Origin of the sequence: Streptococcus sp. HMSC065H07 (assembly GCF_001837325.1) — a bacterium.
Taxonomy (GTDB): Bacteria; Bacillota; Bacilli; order Lactobacillales; family Streptococcaceae; genus Streptococcus; species Streptococcus salivarius_H.
The window spans coordinates 151,783-169,590 of sequence record NZ_KV832043.1 but is presented as its reverse complement, the minus strand read 5'-3'; the positions used below and the strand labels follow the sequence as shown (position 1 = coordinate 169,590).

Annotated in this window: 19 protein-coding genes, 1 tRNA gene and 1 pseudogene; 2 read left to right on the top strand and 19 right to left on the bottom strand. The window is 41.4% G+C overall.

The features are described from left to right. The 4 genes and pseudogenes from HMPREF2637_RS09235 to miaA form a co-directional block, all read right to left on the bottom strand. A pseudogene (locus HMPREF2637_RS09235) lies at positions 1-772 on the bottom strand (IS3 family transposase); the annotation flags it as partial. 113 nt (positions 773-885) lie between these two features. Beyond that, complete coding sequence (gene dnaX / locus HMPREF2637_RS09230; RefSeq protein ID WP_014634396.1) at positions 886-2,538, bottom strand: DNA polymerase III subunit gamma/tau; 1,653 nt, start codon at positions 2,536-2,538, stop codon at positions 886-888. Beyond that, complete coding sequence (locus HMPREF2637_RS09225; protein ID WP_282185667.1) at positions 2,538-3,038, bottom strand: GAF domain-containing protein; 501 nt, start codon at positions 3,036-3,038, stop codon at positions 2,538-2,540. Before HMPREF2637_RS09225 ends, dnaX begins: the two co-directional genes overlap by 1 nt. A 33-nt stretch (positions 3,039-3,071) precedes the next feature. Further along, entirely contained in the window at positions 3,072-3,983 is a 912-nt protein-coding gene (miaA, locus tag HMPREF2637_RS09220) for a tRNA (adenosine(37)-N6)-dimethylallyltransferase MiaA (protein WP_048790579.1), read from the bottom strand. Between the two features lie 75 nt (positions 3,984-4,058). Here miaA and HMPREF2637_RS09215 point away from each other — a divergent pair, with 75 nt between their 5' ends. Both HMPREF2637_RS09215 and HMPREF2637_RS09210 read left to right on the top strand, forming a co-directional pair. Further along, positions 4,059-4,235 carry a DUF3042 family protein gene (locus tag HMPREF2637_RS09215; RefSeq protein ID WP_002883513.1) on the top strand — a complete coding sequence of 59 codons (177 nt, stop codon included), beginning with the start codon at positions 4,059-4,061 and terminating at the stop codon, positions 4,233-4,235. A 74-nt stretch (positions 4,236-4,309) separates the two neighbouring features. Then, positions 4,310-4,834 carry a hypothetical protein gene (locus HMPREF2637_RS09210; RefSeq protein ID WP_070655714.1) on the top strand — a complete coding sequence of 175 codons (525 nt, stop codon included), beginning with the start codon at positions 4,310-4,312 and terminating at the stop codon, positions 4,832-4,834. Between the two features lie 175 nt (positions 4,835-5,009). Here the strand turns inward: HMPREF2637_RS09210 and HMPREF2637_RS09205 are convergent. The 15 genes from HMPREF2637_RS09205 to HMPREF2637_RS09135 all read right to left on the bottom strand — a co-directional run. Beyond that, a tRNA-Arg gene (locus HMPREF2637_RS09205) sits at positions 5,010-5,081 on the bottom strand. A gap of 50 nt (positions 5,082-5,131) precedes the next feature. After that, entirely contained in the window at positions 5,132-5,479 is a 348-nt protein-coding gene (rplS, locus tag HMPREF2637_RS09200; protein WP_002883489.1) for a 50S ribosomal protein L19, read from the bottom strand. 127 nt (positions 5,480-5,606) lie between these two features. Further along, positions 5,607-6,833: a voltage-gated chloride channel family protein gene (locus HMPREF2637_RS09195; protein ID WP_060972694.1), complete on the bottom strand. Its 1,227-nt coding sequence runs from the start codon at positions 6,831-6,833 to the stop codon at positions 5,607-5,609. A gap of 9 nt (positions 6,834-6,842) precedes the next feature. Next, complete coding sequence (locus tag HMPREF2637_RS09190) at positions 6,843-7,115, bottom strand: chorismate mutase (RefSeq protein ID WP_048790577.1); 273 nt, start codon at positions 7,113-7,115, stop codon at positions 6,843-6,845. Positions 7,116-7,188: 73 nt separating this feature from the next. After that, complete coding sequence (locus HMPREF2637_RS09185) at positions 7,189-8,724, bottom strand: ClC family H(+)/Cl(-) exchange transporter (RefSeq protein ID WP_048790576.1); 1,536 nt, start codon at positions 8,722-8,724, stop codon at positions 7,189-7,191. Positions 8,725-8,775: 51 nt separating this feature from the next. Further along, positions 8,776-9,219: a flavodoxin gene (locus HMPREF2637_RS09180; RefSeq protein ID WP_002883520.1), complete on the bottom strand. Its 444-nt coding sequence runs from the start codon at positions 9,217-9,219 to the stop codon at positions 8,776-8,778. A gap of 85 nt (positions 9,220-9,304) precedes the next feature. Next, the gene (locus HMPREF2637_RS09175; RefSeq protein ID WP_060972691.1) at positions 9,305-9,676 is read right to left on the bottom strand and encodes a hypothetical protein; all 372 of its coding nucleotides are present in this window, start codon (positions 9,674-9,676) and stop codon (positions 9,305-9,307) included. Positions 9,677-9,687: 11 nt separating this feature from the next. Further along, entirely contained in the window at positions 9,688-10,407 is a 720-nt protein-coding gene (locus HMPREF2637_RS09170; RefSeq protein ID WP_004182633.1) for a matrixin family metalloprotease, read from the bottom strand. Between the two features lie 119 nt (positions 10,408-10,526). After that, entirely contained in the window at positions 10,527-11,309 is a 783-nt protein-coding gene (locus tag HMPREF2637_RS09165) for an alpha/beta hydrolase (RefSeq protein ID WP_064520655.1), read from the bottom strand. 134 nt (positions 11,310-11,443) lie between these two features. Continuing rightward, positions 11,444-13,105, bottom strand: coding sequence for a ribonuclease J (locus HMPREF2637_RS09160; protein WP_070840012.1), 1,662 nt, complete (start codon positions 13,103-13,105; stop codon positions 11,444-11,446). A 179-nt stretch (positions 13,106-13,284) separates the two neighbouring features. Then, a complete protein-coding gene (locus tag HMPREF2637_RS09155; RefSeq protein ID WP_002883503.1) occupies positions 13,285-14,043 on the bottom strand; it encodes an ABC transporter ATP-binding protein in 759 nt (252 codons plus the stop codon). Beyond that, complete coding sequence (locus HMPREF2637_RS09150; RefSeq protein ID WP_002883493.1) at positions 14,040-14,909, bottom strand: ABC transporter permease; 870 nt, start codon at positions 14,907-14,909, stop codon at positions 14,040-14,042. The genes HMPREF2637_RS09155 and HMPREF2637_RS09150 overlap by 4 nt, the downstream gene beginning before the upstream one ends. 9 nt (positions 14,910-14,918) lie before the next feature. Then, entirely contained in the window at positions 14,919-15,920 is a 1,002-nt protein-coding gene (trpX, locus tag HMPREF2637_RS09145) for a tryptophan ABC transporter substrate-binding protein (protein ID WP_070840009.1), read from the bottom strand. Positions 15,921-16,055: 135 nt separating this feature from the next. Next, positions 16,056-16,277 (bottom strand): DUF4649 family protein, encoded by a 222-nt coding sequence (locus HMPREF2637_RS09140; RefSeq protein ID WP_002890796.1) that lies wholly within the window; start codon positions 16,275-16,277, stop codon positions 16,056-16,058. 185 nt (positions 16,278-16,462) lie between these two features. Continuing rightward, on the bottom strand, positions 16,463-17,808 hold a 1,346-nt coding region (locus HMPREF2637_RS09135), incomplete at its 5' end, for an LPXTG cell wall anchor domain-containing protein (protein WP_141760034.1).

Here is a 17,808-nt window from a genome sequence, read left to right as displayed (position 1 = left end):
AAAAGTAGTGAGTACTTTCTCCCGTCGGAGATTTCCTCACTACTAATCTTAGTATGTTTACTACGAAGCCACGATTCCTCAATTCAAGAGTCATTCGACGATAGCCGTAATTCCCTTTATGCTCAGTAAAAATAGATTGAATTTCAACTTGATAGTTTGATTATTATCCGTTTGATCCAGCTGTTTTAAGTGGTAATAATAGGTCGAACGAGCAAGCTTAACAATCTTTAGAAGAATCTCTAAAGCAAACTCTGTTACTAATCCTCGGACAATTTCCGTTTTTCTTCTTGCTCTTTTTCGTCCCTCAATCGGAGTTCTCTCAACTTTTTTAGAACTGCATTCTCCGCTCTCAAGTACTCATTTTCTGCTTGAAGTCGCTCTAGCTCTGTCATCTCTTTCAGTTTTTTCTTTGGCTTACGTCCCATTTTAGGTATCCTTTCTCTTGTCTTCTCAACAATAGTGTACCCGTTTTTCTTATAGTGTACGAGCCAGTTAGGAAGCGTTCCACGATTTGGGAGAGCATTTTGAGAGAAACTCTATCTTGAGAATAGCCTTTAAATAGGACTTTATCAATCATTTCTTGTTTTAATTCAGGAAAGTAGTAACGATTCTTTCCCTTTTTGGCGATTTCTATTCCGTATCGATCAATCAATTTGATTATGTAGCTAAGATTAGAAATGTTTATCCCAAATTTATTTGAAAGCTGCTCTAAGCTATATCCTTGGTTTCTAAGTTCATAGATTTGAACCTTATCTTCATAAGTCAATTTCATAATAAAAACACCCCAAAAGTTAGATTTTTTCTGTCTAACTTTTGGGGTGCAGTTCAGTCCTTCCTCGCTTTTTCATTTCTGGGCTCAGACCTAAAAAGGTCCAATGGACCTTTTTAGTCCTCTATTTCTACTACATCAGAGAGAAACTCGAGTTCTTGCGGGATATACTCTTCGCGATCTTCTTTTTCCAATTCTTCTTTGGATTTGAGACTGCGTGCAAATTCTGTACGGAGTTTTTCAAATTCTGCTTTTGGAACAGCCATAATATTAGGTGAGAAACCGGCAGCTGAACTCATGATATTACCAAACATATCATTGAGATCACTGCGTTTCATGACCTGTTCAGCATTAAAGGCAGCATTAAATGCCAGGATAGCATTTTCCTGATTAGCTAATACAGGCTCAGAGCCATTCAAAAGTGCCCTATTTTGTGGGCTAATAGAATCCAAGATTTCAGGCCAAGTTGCCTTTAGGGCATCCAGACACTGTCGTGATTTCTGCGGATTTTCCATGGTTTCACGCATAATCGTGAGAATCTTTTCACGATCCACCTTGTACTGATAAGCAGGTTTGACTTTTCGAGTTGGTGCTACTTCTCCTTGGACTTTGCCCTCTTTAAGAGCTTTACGTAGACCTTCTACCTCGCGACGAAGACTATCTAACTCTTCTTGCAAATTCCCTGGGATTTCTTGTGAAACCTGAGTATGAGTCTCTGACAATTTTATAGTCAGCATTTCCGCATAGATTTTAGGATGTGTTCCAGTTTTAATTTCTGGCAAGGCACTTGTAACCAAGTCAATCAATTGGAAAAGTCGGTCTTGCTCCAGAGAAAGATTCTCTTCAAAAAGGGGACTATGGTGACTGTTCTCTCCGCCCGCTTTGACAATCAAAAGATCACGGAAATACTCCAAGAGATCCGTCGCAAAACGGCTCATAGACTTACCATTATCAAAAAGAGTTTCAAGGTTTGATAAAGCTTGCGTAGTCTCTTGATTGCGAACGTTAGCGACAAAACTGTCTAAGGCTGTCAAACCAATAGAACCAGTGATTTCTTCAGCTACAGCTTGACTGACATGATTATCAGGAGACAGACTCAGTGCTTGGTCTAAGATTGACAAAGCATCACGCATACCACCTTCCGCACGACGAGCAATAATGGTCAAAGCCTCATCATCAAAGGTTAATCCTTCTTTTTCCAGAATTGAAGCCAAATGCTCTTTAATAGCTCCCTGCTTGATCGATTTAAACTCAAAACGTTGGACACGAGAAAGGATGGTTGCAGGAATCTTATGTAATTCAGTGGTCGCCAGAATAAAAACAACATTTTCAGTTGGTTCTTCCAAAGTCTTCAAAAGAGCATTGAAGGCACCTGTCGAAAGCATGTGCACTTCGTCGATAATATAGACCTTATAAGTTGCACGACTTGGGGCATAGGTCGATTTGTCACGGATTTCACGAATCTCATCCACACCGTTGTTGGAAGCCGCATCAATCTCGATAACATCTTCGAGACTTCCGTTAGTAATATCACGACAAATATCGCAGTGATTACAAGGCTCACCATCAACTTGATTAGGACAGTTCATAGCCTTGGCAAAGATTTTTGCCGCACTGGTTTTACCGGTACCACGTGGTCCAGAAAAAAGATAGGCATGGCTGATTTTCCCCGACTCTACCGCCTGTCTGAGCGTGGTTGAAATCACTTTTTGACCAACCATTTCGCCAAAGGTTTGACTACGGTATTTACGATATAAGGCTTGATACATTAGTTTACCTCAAACATTCCAAATGTAAGCTCGGTTTTCTCAAGTAAAATTTTGACAAATGCTTCAAGATAATCTTGGTCTACTTGGTTATAGTCTCCTACTTGGTGAGAATCCAAATCGAGAACACCAACTAATTTGCCATCTTTGACCATTGGTACAACAATTTCACTTCGAGCAGCGGAATCACAAGCGATGTAATTAGCGTGTTTGGTGACATCTTCGACAATTAGGGTTCTATTTTCTGCTGCAGACTGACCACAAACACCCTTACCTAAGGCAATTCGAACACAAGAAACATTACCTTGGAAAGGGCCAAGGATTAACTCATTCTTGACATTATCCATCAGGTAGAAGCCTGTGAACACAGAATTTGGCAGGGTTGTATTCAAGAGAGCTGAGGCATTAGAAAAGTTGGCCAGAGCATTGTTTTCATTGGCAAAAAGCACTTTAGCCTGTGCTAGCATTAATTCATAGGCTGATTTTTTTTCTTCGTTAGTCATAACTACCATTATAGCAAAGATTGGTTCTTAAAACTAAGATTGACCTACCTTTTCTCCTTCCCTTTCATTTAAAAATAATTCAAGATCTTGAACGACATTTTCAGGATATTCTGGACTAGAAATCTGATAAAACTTAACAGTCATTCGATTTCTGAACCAAGTTAATTGACGTTTAGCAAATCGACGCGTATTTTGCTTGAGTTTTTCCAAGGCTTCGTCCAAGCTCTGGTTCCCAGAAAAATAAGGAAACAACTCCTTGTAGCCTATACCACGAGCTGACTGGGCATTAGGATAATTATCGTACAACCACTTGGCTTCTTCCAAGAGCCCAAGTTCAACCATCTTGTCTACTCGTGTATTAATTCGATTATAGATTAAGGAGCGTTCATCATCTAATCCGATAAGAAAGGGATCATAAGTCGTCTCAGTATTTTCAAGATTCTCCGAAAAACGATGGAGTTCAAGTGCTCTAATAGCACGACGACGGTTAATCTCTTTAATCTCAATACCTAAGCGATCAATTTTTTCAAAAAGTTCCTGATCAGATAATTGCTCTAATTCCGATCGATAGGCTAAAACGTGCTCCTGATCGACCTGTCCCCCTAGGTGATACCCTTCTAGGAGACTTTGTAAATAGAGACCTGTTCCTCCTACTACAATAGGCAGCTTACCACGACTAACGATATCTGTAATGGCAGCCTCTGCCTCTGTCACAAAATCATAAGCTGAATAGGTCTCATCAACATCGCGAACATCAATCAGATGATGCACTGCTGCCGCCTGCTCTTCAGGAGTGGCCTTGGCGGTTCCTATATTCAATTGTCGGTAAACCTGCTGGCTATCTCCTGAAATAATTTCCCCATTAAAACGCTTGGCCAATTCAATTCCAAGCGCTGTTTTTCCTACAGCAGTAGGACCAGCTACTACAATAAGTTTGGTTTTCATAATGTTTTCACTTGCTATTCTAGATATTTTTTTAGATAATATAAGCATATTATAACATATACGGAGGATAGTCTCATGGCTAAAAAACATTCATTCGCTAAAGGTGTCGCTACTGGCGTTATCGGAACTGCTGCTACTGTAGCAGGTGCTGTCTTCGCAGTTAAGAAAACCATTATCGAACCAGAAGAAAAGAAATTGGCTTTCATCGAAGAAAACCGTAAAAAAGCAGCTCGCCGTCGCGTAAGCCGCTAATAATGAGAACCAGGGAAACCTGGTTTTTTACTGTTATTTTTACTCTTCATCTATGACTAGGAACGGAGCCAAATTTGAAAAGAAAAAAATATAATATTATCACCTTCTCTTTGCTAGCTTTCTTCTTTCTCTTTGGTTTTTTATCAAAACATTTAAAAGAACCTGTAAAGCCAACAGCAAAAACGCATCACATCTCTCACAGCCTTTCATCAAAAAGCAGCTCTTCTCATAAAAAAGAGAAGACCAAATCTTCAACTACTACTTCAAAAGAAGATAAAAAAAAAGATCAAGCATCCCCTTCTGTTCAAGCACCAAATCAAAAACAAAACAACCAAACATCCCACCAAGATGGAAATCAAGAAAAGTCCAAGCCTGCTGAAGGTGGACGAGGTTGGGGCGGACCAGAAGATGGCTCCTATGCCATAAACGGAGGGGGAGGTGGGGGTCACGATGCAGCCTTCGCCGCAGGTGCTGGTGGAGGAAGCAATCACGCAAGCTCAACCCATCAGAGCAATGAGTGGGTTGACGACGTTGATAACAATCCTTACGAGTACCCACAAGCTTCATCAAGCACAGATACAACTGCCAATTCCAATTAATGAGTTAACAGAATACTTAACATCACTAGTATTCTATCCGAAACCCTAGTTAGGACTAATCCTGACTAGGGTTTTTGCATATCAAAAAAACACCTATAATTCAATAGGCGTCAAATACATTTGGTTTAAATTTGGGGCAAAATAGCTTAAAACCGCATGGTTAAAGGCTTAAAAATGTCCCCTGCCGGAATCGAACCAGCAACGACTCCTTAGGAGGGAGTTGTTATATCCATTTAACCAAGAGGACTTATGAAAAAATCTGCCACGAGGACAGATTTTTTATGTGAAATCTGTAAATTATTTACGGATTTCTTTGATACGTGCAGCTTTACCTTGCAAAGCACGCAAGTAGTAAAGTTTAGCACGGCGGACTTTACCGTAGCGTACAACTTCAATCTTTTCAACACGTGGAGTGTGGATTGGGAAAGTACGTTCTACACCGATACCGCTTGAAATTTTACGAACTGTGTACATTTCTGAGATCCCTTGACCTTTGCGTGAAATAACTACACCTTCAAAGATCTGGATACGTTCGCGAGTTCCTTCGACAACTTTCGCGTGAACGCGAACAGTGTCACCAGGACGGAATGATGGGATGTCAGTACGAAGTTGACCTTCTGTCAAACTTTGGATCAATGGATTCATTTTTATATACTCCTATCTTACTAATCTTAAGAGCAACCTCTGTGTCTCAGCGGATTAGCCGTTATTTTTGTGTGTCCATTACACACTCCTAGTATCTTATCAAAAAATTATCAGGATGTCTAGTATCTTATTGCATTTCTAGCATTTTTTGTTGTCCATAAATGCTCGTCTTATGATTAATGAGATAAGCAAAAACCATGACAATCGCATAAGGGACTGCATTAGCGGGACCAAAGACTTCAACTCCAATGAAAATAGGTGCTAAAAGGGTATTGGTACTGCTACCAAAGACAGACAGATAGCCTAGACCTGCTACAAGTGGAATTGGAAGTCCCAGAACTGGTGCTAGAACAGCACCAAGACTGGCTCCGATAGCAAACAAAGGGGTTACTTCTCCTCCTTGGAAACCAAGAGATAGGGTAAAGACGGTCAAGAGCAATTTCAAGAGCCAATCCAATGGATAAATGGTCCCACCACCAACACTTAAAGCAATCAAATTCGTTCCAAGACCTGTATAACGTCCCTTCCACAAAATCAAAAGAAGACAGGTTAAGACGACACTTCCTAAGAGAACACGATAATAAGGATTTGGGAGCAGACTTGCTACTTTCTTTTTAGCTAGTGACAAGAGATAAGCAAAGAGATTTCCTGCTAGACCAAAGGCCAGACCTAAAAGAGCTAATTTAATAAACGTCCCAAGGTCAATACTCAAACTTTCGGAGACAAAGTGGCTAAATTTTTCAAGACCTAAGAGATGGCTTGTCGTACTAGCCACAAAAGATGCAATAAGAGTCGGTACCAAGATTGGCAGACTTAACTGTCCTAGAGTCAATACCTCAAGCGCAAAGAAGGTCGCGGCGATTGGTGTTTGGAAGAGCCCTCCAAAACCAGCGGCCATCCCCATGGTCAAGAAAATACGTGAAGCATTCGGGAGCTTAAAATAGCGACTAAAAGCATGAGAAACTGTGGCCCCCAGTTGTACAGCAACTCCCTCACGACCTGCAGAACCCCCGAAAAGGTGGGTCAGCCATGTGGTTACAGTCACCAGTGGAATTAACCTTAGGGGGACTTGATCCTCCTCATTATGTCCAACCTTGAAAATCAAGCCCATCCCTTGTGCTGCCTTGCCTGCAAACCTTTGGTAAAGGTAAACAATCAAAAGCCCAGCTATAGGAAGCGCTGGGACTAGATAAAAGAGATGGTGGTCCCGATATTCTGAAAGTCCTATGAGAACACGACCAAAAATAGCATCAATCAGCCCAACCAGCGCCCCTAGAAAGACAGCATAGAGACTCAAAATCACTAAATTGGAGTATGAGAGACCTTGACTCTCACTTAATTGTCTAATTTTCATCTTAATAGCCTACCTTCCTTCAAGCTTGCCTATTTGATAAGTACGAGAATGTTTCATAATATCCGCAAAACTAGCAACGATAGCTTCTTTATATTCAGGATTAACGACACTATCACCTACTTTGTCTAGCAAGGCTTGCTCTCGTTCGGGATCATAAATCGCCTTTCCAGTGCGTTGTTTATAAGCACTTACTCGAGTTACCAATTTCATACGTTCTTCCAACAAAGCCACGATCTCATTATCAACGGTGTCAATCTGTTGGCGAATCTCATTTAAGTCCATACTGACCTCCTTTTTTCTCTCCATTATAACAAAAATGACCTGAGGACAAAAGAGCCTCAAGCCATTGAATTGCTTATAAAAAGAGTTTTCTTACCTGACTGATATTACCTTCATTAACAACTAGATACAGGGTTGCTCCTGCTTTTAGACGTGTGTCTCCATGAACAACCTCAGACTGATCTTGAAAAATCTGAGTGGAAATCAAAACCCCATCAGGTAAGGTTAAATCCTTAACCAATCGACCAGCTAGACTATCTGTAACCGGCAAGTCAATCATCGTCGGTATATTATCAACTTGCTCTTGTTCGTGAGCAATCAGATTGTGAAGCATGGCTTCATAGACAGGTTCTCCTCCCATGAAATCCATAACTAGATAGGCAATCAGGGTCACAACTCCAATGGTCATCAATTGGTGAAGGTCACCCACCATCTCAGTTACTAAAATCATAGCAGTTAGCGGTGCCTTAGACACAGCACCGAAATAACCAGCCATACCAAGAATGATAAAGATAGGAAACTGAACGGGATGTAAAAAGCCTAGGTTTTCAAAAGCTGCCGCAAAGACGCTACCAGAAAGAGCACCTAGAGTCAAAATCGGCAAGAAAATCCCACCAGGAAAGCCAGAACCAAAGGACAGCATACTCCAAATAAAGCGGATAGCCAAATAGAGGATAGCCACAGTTAGAGCAGGATGTAAACCATTTAAGGCAAGAATCAATTCATTCCCGCCACCTAAAAGATGTGGAAAATAAAGGCCAATAGGAATGATAAACAGAACTGCCAAAAGGCCATGAAAATGAGATGGCAAGTGGAAGATTTTCCCTAACCCTTGGTAGACCTTACCAATACGTAAGACAACCCACTCATAACCGTATCCAAGCACACCTAGAAAAATCCCCAAGACAATAAGAATCCAATAATCCTTCAAAGGAAATACGGGTAATTTTTCTGTCATAGCAAGGACTGGTACCTGGCCAAAGATGCGTAAGGAAACAGCATTGGCCACTAAAGATGCCGTTAAAGCTGTCACCCAAACATGACGAGAGAAATGATGATAGACTTCTTCGACGACAAACAAAAGACCAGCAATTGGGGCATTGAAGGCAGCCGATAACCCTGCTGCTGCTCCTGCAGCAATCAAGACACGCTTCTCACGTGCAGAGAGCTTAAGTCCCTTGGCTAATCCCTTAGCAGTCATGGCACCTAGTTGAATACTAGGTCCCTCACGTCCCAACATCAGTCCCATTGAAATCCCAAGGACTCCACCTAGGAATTTACGCCATAAAACTGACCACCAAGACGGATGTAAGAGCCCCATCAGTTCCCCTTCAACATGGGGAATCCCTGAGCCCTTGATGTCTTTTTCCTGCTTAATAAGGTAACCAATAAAAAGGGCAATCAAGAGATTAACAAGTACAATTCCCAGAATCAGGAGGGGATTATGAAGGGCGTCTTCGTAAATAGCTACAGAAAATGCGGCCCCTTTGGCAATTAACCAACGAAAAAGACTGACCACTGCTCCTGCTGTCACCCCCACTAAGAGCCCTCGCCAAACAGACCAAAGGAGATGTTGAGATTGCGTCCTAAAATCTCTTTCTATTTCATTCATAAAAACTCCATTTTTAACTACAATAAAAGCAGACTTTACTCTGCTTTTTTCTTATGCTAATGCTTCTGAAACTTTTTCAGCGAAAGCTTCAAGATTTTCGATATCTTCATCTTCAGCAGAAAGGTCAACCTTGACGCTATCAGCACCCTTAGTCGCCCCTGTGAATGTGAATTGATTTTCAAACTCATCCACTGAATGACAGAAATAATCGTAGAAGGTATCTCCTGAACCTACAACACCAAAGATTTTACCTGACAAGTCGAGGTCAGCCAAATCTTCGTAAAAGTCAACGATTTCATCTGGCAACTCACCATCACCATAAGTGTAAGTCGCTACGATACAGATGTCCGCATCTTCAAAATCAGCAGCATCAACCGTTGTACACTCGTCTACATCTACAGTGTGACCTAATTCTTCCAATTTTTTGGCAACGATATCTGCGATTTCTTCCGTGTTACCGGTCATACTGGCATAAACGATTTTTGCTAAAGCCATAATGTCCTCCAAAATAATAAATTAGCTATATTATATCATATTTCTTCAGAAAATAAATGACCTAACAACTCAAAAAAACTGCCCATCAGGACAGTTTTAGATTTTGTAAGAGTTCAAAGTGTCGATAGACTAGCCATAAGCCAAGACCAACTATCAGAATGAGAATCACTGCTCTCATGAGACCTCTAAGAAAAGTCAAGAGCCAAGTGAGAAGCATAGAGGTGATTAGCCAACTCCAACCAGAGGCTCCGTATAGGATTTGAATACTCTGTATAGAATCACTGGTAAGCGTTTTTACCCAATTGGGAATATAAATCCAAATACCATCACCCGATAGCCCCAAACGATTGGCAATCATGGTTCCTGTTGTTTGCAACCAAGTAAAGACCCCAGCATTGAAAAGAAAAAGGAAGGTTTGCATGGGGTAACGTCTAGCAAGGCGTTTCAAATAGCGCATGACACCCCTCCTTAATTTGCATAGAGAGCATGGACCGTATCAATATCCACCTGTTGAATCCCGTAATAAGATCCTGCTGATTGCATAACGGATGTCTTAGAGTCATCATGGTCTAAGCCAATGGCATGTCCCAATTCGTGTTCAGCCGTATTCACAATACGCTTGTGAGTATAACCAAAATCACTATTCAAGAGGAAATAACGGTTCAACTTCACATCCACATGAGTAATGCGGTTGGTCAAAACATTGGTTTGAGTGTCTGCTAAACCTGCTGCCTGTGAATTCGCATCGGAATAGTCAGTCGCAACAATGTCAGCCGTTGAGGCATCATCAGTTAATGTAAAGATGAAAGCACCCGTGTTATTCCAGTTAGTAATAGCTTCCTTATAAGCTGCTACCAAGGTTTCATCTGTAGATTGTATATAGATGCTTGCTGTATTTTGCGCCCATCTAGCTCCATTAGACTCAGGAATAGTATCTGTCGTTGATAGGTTAGAGACAACTTTCTCAACGTCACTAGTACTGGTACCACTAAAACCTAGCTCTACTTGATGAAAGGCTTGGTTAATGTTTGTGGCTAAGGTACTTGAAGAATTATTGGCATAGTAGACGAGTCCATAACCAATAAGGGCTAGGACTAGGGCAAGTTTAAATATAGCCCAAATAAGATTCCAAATAAATTGTAAAAGAAGTTTGGGAATATAGAAGATTACTCTGAATAATTTTTTCATTATTGAGCCTCCTTTTCGAAACTTCCCCTAGTATATCAAGCTCTAATAGTTCTGACAAGCAAAAAATACCACTTTAAGCTTTTATCATCTCTTTGATAAGATGTTACAAACTTGACCTATTAAGACAAACGTTCTTCTTTAACGTAATCAATCGGTAACCATTCTAAGTAGGCTTCTAGTTGTTTTTCCCAATAATACCACTCATGTCTTCCATGGTCTGTACGGTAGTCAATGTCTAAACCAAGGGCCTTCAAATCAGCAACTGCTTTGTTTTGAGATTCAAAAAGGAAATCCTCAAGGCCACACCAGGCAAAGAATTTGGTTTTCTTGTCATGTTGTTTGGCTAGATTAACCAATTTGTGCTGCTCAATGTCTTTTCCTTCCAAATCGCCAAAGACACCTTGCCAGTATTCCTTAGACTCACTCGTTTCATCTGTAATCATCTCTACTGATAATCCAAGGGCACCAGAGAAGGAACCCGCACAAGCAAAGTTATTTGTCGTTAAGGCTAGTTTGAAAGAACCATAGCCACCCATAGAAAGTCCAGCGATAAAGGTCTTTTCACGCTTCTTAGTCATACTAGGGAAGAAACGTTGCATGACTTGAGGAAGCTCCTTAGCAATGGCATCGTAATACTTAACCCCGTAGTTGGTATTTGTATACCAGCCATTTTCAGAGTTAGGCATAATAACGATGAGATTAGTCTTACGAAGGAGACGCTGAATATTGGTACGGAAGGCCCAAGAATTATGATTGCCCCCCATGCCATGAAGGAGATAGAGAACTGGGATATCCGTATCACTTTCCGTTTCAGCAATCTGATCACGATCTGGATAGATGACATCCACTTGGCGGTATTGTCCTAGAACATCTGATGAGTATTCAATTTGAAAAAAAGCCATTTGTATTTTCCTTTCTTAATGTTAGAAAAGCTGGGACACCCCAGCTTTTGATTTTAAAACAAAGTCTTGTTGAGACTTTCCTCAATGTCTATGGTGCAAGCGACACGCTCACACTCTTATGTTTTAGTCAGTTATTAGCGGACTTCCATAACTACTGGAAGGATAGCTGGGCGACGTTTGGTTTGGTCAAAGAGGAACTTAGCCACATCGTCGCGGACGGCTCCTTTAAGTTCACCCCAGTCGAAGCTGTCTCCTGCCAAGTAATTTTCAACGGTAGCATTGACAATGTCAGCAGCCTCACGGAGAATGTCACGGCTCTTCTTCACATAAACAAACCCACGTGTATTCACACGTGCTTTAGAGACAATCTTACGTTCCTTCTTGTTAACAGTGATAGCTACGATAAAGATACCATCTTCAGACAAGACCTTACGGTCACGAAGGACGATATTACCCACATCACCAATGGCATTACCATCAATCATAACATCACCAGCTGGAACAGCTCCTTCATGAAGGAAACCTTGATCTTCAGACAAGTGCATGATGTCACCGCGTTTAACGATATAGATATTTTCTGGAAGAATACCAACTTCCAAGGCTAACTCTGCATGTGCTTGAAGGTCACGGTACTCACCTTGGACAGGGAAGAGATACTGTGGACGAAGGAGGTTAATCATCAATTGAAGTTCGCGAGCATTGGCATGTCCAGAAACACGAAGGCTCTGCGTAATCATCTTAACAGTTCCACCAGCTTTATAGATAGCGTTGTTGACACGTGCCACTACGGCTTCCTTAGCAATGCTTGGAGTTGTAACGATATAAACCAAATCTCCATCCTTGATTTGAACGTAACGGTGACGACCAACAGCCATCTTTTGAAGGCCGTCGATTGGTTCACCCATACGACCATTTTCGAGGATAATCAACTCGTAGTCTTCGAACTTGTTCATGTCTTTTGGTTTGACAATAAGTTTTTCATGCTCCACAGTCAATTTTTTGAGACGAATGGCTGTGCGGACAATATTTTCTACGTCAAAACCGGTAAGAACAACGCGACGTCCGTGATCAGCAGCTGAATCAAAGACTTGTTGGATACGTACCAAGTTTGAAGCAACTGCAGCAACAATAACACGTCCTTCTGCATCGGCAATAACTTGGTCAATTTCTTGGCCAACTTCTGCTTCAGAAGCTGTTTGTTCAGTACTTGTCGCATTTGCTGAGTCTGACAAGAGGGCCAAAACACCTTCACGTCCGATTTCAGTCAAACGACCTAAATCAGTTTTGTAGTAAGGACGGGCAGCTTGGTCAAACTTGAAGTCACCTGTATAGACAATATTTCCTTGGTCAGTACCAAGAACAATCCCCATTGATTCTGGAATTGAGTGAGTTGTTTTGAAGAATGAAACCTCAGCATCCTCAAATTCAATTTCAGTTTCTGCGTCAATAACATGGAAATTATTGAATTTCTTAACGCCAGCATTCTTGACAAAAAGTTTAGCTAACTCGATTGTGAGTGATGATCCAAAAACTGGTGCTTTGACGTCTTGCAAGATATAAGGTAGGGCACCAATGGCATCGGCGTGTCCGTGAGTTAAGAAAATCCCTTGGATACGATCTCTATTTTCAATCAAGTAATCTAAGTTAGGGATGACAAAGTCAACACCTAGTTGTTCATTTTCAGGATACTTTAGACCAGCATCCAAGATAAAGATAGAGTCGTTAATCTCAACAATATAGAGGTTCTTAGCATTTTCACGTACTCCACCTAGGGCAATAATTTTAATATCGCTCATGCTTGTTTTTCTCCTTTTTAGTTTGACTCTCTTCTAGAGCCTATTTTTACAGACGGTCCAAGAAGCTGAACGTTCGTGCGAACAGTCTCCTTGTCGATTTACAGGCCACAACAAAAAGTTGCATACCCTTTAAGTATACAACTTTTTGGCTTATTTTACAATTTAGAGTCAGACTAGGCTTACTCAAACATAGCGTAATAGTCTGTGATATCCAATTGGCCTTTTTCTTCCTTGGTAAGGTCTTTAATGATTTGACCATCCTTCATAACGATTAGACGATTGCCATATTTTAGGGCATCTTCCATGTGGTGGGTAATCATCAAGGCTGTTAGATGGTCACCTGTTACAAACTCATCAGTCAACTCCATGAGGGCTACACTGGTCTTGGGATCCAGGGCTGCGGTGTGCTCATCTAAGAGCAAGAGCTCAGGACGTTTAAGTGTCGCCATCAACAGACTGAGAGCCTGACGCTGACCACCTGAAAGGAGACCTGCTGGTGTATCTAAGTGTTTTTCTAAACCATTACTGATACGTTCGATCAGACCTTGAAATTCCTCTGTGTAGAGATGAATTTGGCGTGATTTAAGCCCTCGTTTTTCACCACGGTATTTGGCAATCAAGAGGTTTTCTGCAACAGTCATACGAGGAGCTGTCCCCATTTTAGGATCTTGGAAGACTCGTGAGAGGTACTTAGCACGCTTCTCAGCAGGGAGAGCCGTAACATCTTCACCCATGATGAAAATCTGACCACTGGTCAACATGAGTGTCCCTGCAATGACGTTGAAGAGGGTTGATTTTCCGGCACCATTTCCACCGAGAATGGTAATAAAGTCACCTTCTCTAATGGTAAGATTAACATGGTCCAGGATTGTTTTTTCGGTGTCAAAACCGTTATTGACCTTAACAGTCGCATCTTTGAGTTCTACAATAGCTGTCATCGTGATAAGGTCACCCCCTTAAAGAATTTTCGGCGTAGGACAGGCGAAATCAAACAAATAGCCAAAACAATTGCACTAAAGAGTTTGAGGTAGTTAGTGTTAAAGCCAAGAGCAATAACCGCTGTCAAAAGGAACTGATAGAGGATTGAACCAATACAGATGGCAATCAAACGTTCCAACAGAGTCAAGTTAGTCGCATAAAGGACCTCACCAATGATAATGCTGGCAAGACCAATGACGATAACCCCAATCCCTTTAGAAACGTCGGCATAACCGTCCTGTTGGCTAATCAAGGCTCCTGAGAGAGCGATAATACCGTTTGAGATAACAAGACCCATCACTTCCATATTGTCTGTGTTGATACCAAATGATTTGGCCATGTCTCTATTATCACCTGTGGCAATATAAGCTTGACCTAGGCGCGTGTTAAGAAAGGCAATCAAGGCAGTGATAACAATGGTCACAGCAATGAGACCAACAATCAAGAGATTGTAGTCCTTGCTGAAAGGAAGCAAATCTTGAATAGTCTTAATATCAAGAAGTCCCAAGTTGGCCCTTCCCATAATCATAAGCATGACTGAGTTAAGAGAGGTCATGACCAAAATCCCTGCCAAAATAGTAGGAATTTCTCCCTTAGTATAGAGGAGACCAGTCACAAGTCCAGCACCACAGCCGGCCAAAACGGCAACCAAGGTTGCTAAAATTGGGTTCCAACCAAAGTTCATAAGGGTTACTGCTACTGCCCCACCAAGAGGGAAGGAACCTTCTGTTGTCAAATCAGGAAAATCCAAGATACGGAAAGTCATGTAAATCCCAAGACCTAGGATTCCGTATAGAAGCCCCTGATAAATAGATGAAATAATCATAAGTCCTCCTTATTTATCAGCTTTAACAGCGATGTCTGACTGTTTAAGCACATCGTCAGGGATGGTGATGTTGAGGTCTTGAGCAACTTTAAGGTTAAGTGTTGGTGTGCCATCATCGATAACATCTACAGGAACATCCTTAACTCTCTTACCTTTAAGAACCTTAACGGCACTACGAGCTGTAGCCTTTCCAAGTTCATATTGGCTTTGCGCCACTGAAGCCAAACCGCCTTCTTTCACCATAGTATCAACCGTCGTATAAACTGGAATCTTAGCCTGGTTGGCTGATGAGATTACTGTTGAAAAGGCTGAAGCAATAGTATTATCTTGAGGCGTCCAGATGGCATCTACCTTACCAGTCATGACTGACATGGTTGTATTGATTTCATTGGTTGATGGTACGGCGTACTCGACCACATTCAGGCCATCTTTTTCAGAGTATTTCTTAAAGCTTTCAACCTGTGATTTGGAATTATCCTCACTTGAAGCGTAGAGAATACCAATTGTCTTAGCATTTGGTGTCAATGATTTGACCAATTCCACTGTCTGCTTAATCGGCACTTGGTTAGAGGTACCAGTGACATTGCCTTCTGGATGCTTGAGGTCCTTAACCAATTTGGCCCCAACAGGGTCTGAGATAGCTCCCATAATGACTGGAATGTCCTTGGTAGCTGCCGCTAGTCCTTGTGCTGCTGGCGTTGCAATACCGATAACGACATCATTCTTGTCATTGACCAATTGTTTAGACATGGTTTGAATTTTAGACTGGTCTCCTTCGGCATTTAGGAGGGTGATTTTAACCTTATCTCCCTTATAACCAGCTTCCTTAAGACCATCCTCAATTCCCTTCTCGATTTGATCCAGGGCATCGTGAGTCACGAACTGGAGGATTCCTACTTTGACGACCTTATTAGCATCTTGGTGCTCTTTTTTGAAAAGATCTGTACCAATAGAACCGATCGTCAAGATAGCTAAGAAAACCAAAGTCCAAATTAAACGCTTGTTTTTCATATGTGTCTCCTTCTATAAATTCTTCCTTTCTATTGTAAGTCATTTTCAGTCAATTAGCAATATTCTTAATTTATAAAAATTACCTTGCTCAAAGAAAAAGAATCAGAACACGATGTCTGATTCTTTTTCCTATTATTACTGATATTGTGCCAAATCTAGCTTCATGATATAAAAGTAAAGGTCGCCATATTGTCCTTTGTAGCCAATATCATGTCCGTTTATGGTCACCTTAGTGACTGGCGTTGAATCCGGTAAGGCAATCCAACAAGCTTGCTGTGCTCTGACAAATTCATTGTAATCTTCAAAAGAAGTGTGTTTTTCTTGCTTTGCAGTATTTAAATAAGTTACTTCAATCATCGAGGGACCTCCTTTTAATCCTTTAATTAAAGTCTAGATTACGCTTCCTAGTGAGTAAAGTCAATCATGACGACTTAAAAAAATTAGCAGGCTAGCCCATACAAATAGACCCCATGGCAAATGCCATGAGGTCTATTTTAATTGGAATCTGGATTCTTAATGTCCTATACGACCGTTAAATCATTTTAACGTTTGCGTCGTTTTCCGCCATAGAGTCCAAATCCAGCTAGAAGACTTGCCAAACCAAAGATTGCAAGGTTTGAATCCTCACTACCAGTTTCTGGAAGTTGAGCTGTCTTATCACTTGGATTGATAAAGTGAGCTTCTTCTTTTGTTTCTGGAAGTACTGGAGCCTTAGGCTCTTCTGTTTGTGGAGCTGGCTGTGGCTCTGGTGTCGGAGTTGTATCCGGCACTGGTGTTGGAGTCACAATTTGTTTGTAGATGTGTTGAGTATTACCATTTTCATCTACAATTGTCTTCACAAATTCATAACCTGGGATTTCTTTCTTAGGTTGTTGGCCATCTTCTGTTGGATAACCAGGGATTGGCGTACCATTTTCATCAACGTATGACGTCGTTACTTGCTCGTAGACATGTTCGATATCACCATTAGGTAATTTCTTAGTTTCTACGAAGCGGTAACCTGGAATTTCAGCTTTTGGCTGTTCACCATCAACTGTAGGATATCCTGGGATTTCCTTACCTTCTTTATCAACAAACTTAGTGATTGGAAGAACAGTTGGTGTGTAAGTTGCGGAAGCTTTTGTTCCGTTCACATCTTCACGAACTACTGTCACTGTTGGTGCAGTACCGGTAAATTCAGGTTCTGGTGTGAAGGTTACTGTTCCGTCTGCTGCCACTGTGTAAGTTCCTACACCTGCAACAGTCTTAGTTGTTGAGCCATCTTCAAAGGTAGCTGGTACTTGGTTATTCATTGGTACACGGCTATCGCCCTCAGTGAAGCTTGGCTTACCTGTTTGCGTTTGACCCTTATTACCAATTGAAGTAACTGATTCTGCAGTTGGTGTAACTGGAGTTACGGTTGGTGTATAGGTAGCTGTAATGGCTGTACCATTCTTATCAACACGTTTCACGGTCACACCTGTACCTGTTCCGGTGAATGCTTTTTCTGGGACGAAGGTTACAGTTCCATCTGGAGCAACTGTGTAAGTTCCTTCACCTGGAATAACTTTAGTTGTTGAGCCGTCTTCAAAGGTAGCAGGCACATCATCATCCATTGGGACACTTGGGTTACCAGGCGTGAAGCTTGGTTTACCTGTTTGCGTTTGACCTTGGATATCTGTAGATGTTGCTGGTTCCGCTGTTGGAGTAACTGGAGTTACTGTTGGCGTGTAGGTTGCAGAGGCTTTTGTTCCATTCACATCTTCACGAACCACTGTTACTGCTGGTGCAGTTCCGACAAATGATTTCTCTGGTACGAAAGTTACTGTTCCGTCTGGGGCTACAGTATAAGTACCAACGCCTTCAACTGTCTTCGTAGTTGAACCATCGTCAAATGTTGCTGGAACAT

Coding starts and splice junctions, on each gene's coding strand:
- HMPREF2637_RS09155 (WP_002883503.1), bottom strand. CDS start 14,043: ATGACAGCTATTGTAGAACTCAAAGATGCGACTGTTAAGGTCAATAAC.
- miaA (WP_048790579.1), bottom strand. CDS start 3,983: ATGAAAACCAAACTTATTGTAGTAGCTGGTCCTACTGCTGTAGGAAAA.
- rplS (WP_002883489.1), bottom strand. CDS start 5,479: ATGAATCCATTGATCCAAAGTTTGACAGAAGGTCAACTTCGTACTGAC.
- HMPREF2637_RS09195 (WP_060972694.1), bottom strand. CDS start 6,833: ATGAAAATTAGACAATTAAGTGAGAGTCAAGGTCTCTCATACTCCAAT.
- HMPREF2637_RS09225 (WP_282185667.1), bottom strand. CDS start 3,038: ATGACTAACGAAGAAAAAAAATCAGCCTATGAATTAATGCTAGCACAG.
- HMPREF2637_RS09150 (WP_002883493.1), bottom strand. CDS start 14,909: ATGATTATTTCATCTATTTATCAGGGGCTTCTATACGGAATCCTAGGT.
- HMPREF2637_RS09175 (WP_060972691.1), bottom strand. CDS start 9,676: ATGCGCTATTTGAAACGCCTTGCTAGACGTTACCCCATGCAAACCTTC.
- HMPREF2637_RS09180 (WP_002883520.1), bottom strand. CDS start 9,219: ATGGCTTTAGCAAAAATCGTTTATGCCAGTATGACCGGTAACACGGAA.
- HMPREF2637_RS09170 (WP_004182633.1), bottom strand. CDS start 10,407: ATGAAAAAATTATTCAGAGTAATCTTCTATATTCCCAAACTTCTTTTA.
- dnaX (WP_014634396.1), bottom strand. CDS start 2,538: ATGTATCAAGCCTTATATCGTAAATACCGTAGTCAAACCTTTGGCGAA.
- trpX (WP_070840009.1), bottom strand. CDS start 15,920: ATGAAAAACAAGCGTTTAATTTGGACTTTGGTTTTCTTAGCTATCTTG.
- HMPREF2637_RS09165 (WP_064520655.1), bottom strand. CDS start 11,309: ATGGCTTTTTTTCAAATTGAATACTCATCAGATGTTCTAGGACAATAC.
- HMPREF2637_RS09190 (WP_048790577.1), bottom strand. CDS start 7,115: ATGGACTTAAATGAGATTCGCCAACAGATTGACACCGTTGATAATGAG.
- HMPREF2637_RS09140 (WP_002890796.1), bottom strand. CDS start 16,277: ATGATTGAAGTAACTTATTTAAATACTGCAAAGCAAGAAAAACACACT.
- HMPREF2637_RS09215 (WP_002883513.1), top strand. CDS start 4,059: ATGGCTAAAAAACATTCATTCGCTAAAGGTGTCGCTACTGGCGTTATC.
- HMPREF2637_RS09160 (WP_070840012.1), bottom strand. CDS start 13,105: ATGAGCGATATTAAAATTATTGCCCTAGGTGGAGTACGTGAAAATGCT.
- HMPREF2637_RS09185 (WP_048790576.1), bottom strand. CDS start 8,724: ATGAATGAAATAGAAAGAGATTTTAGGACGCAATCTCAACATCTCCTT.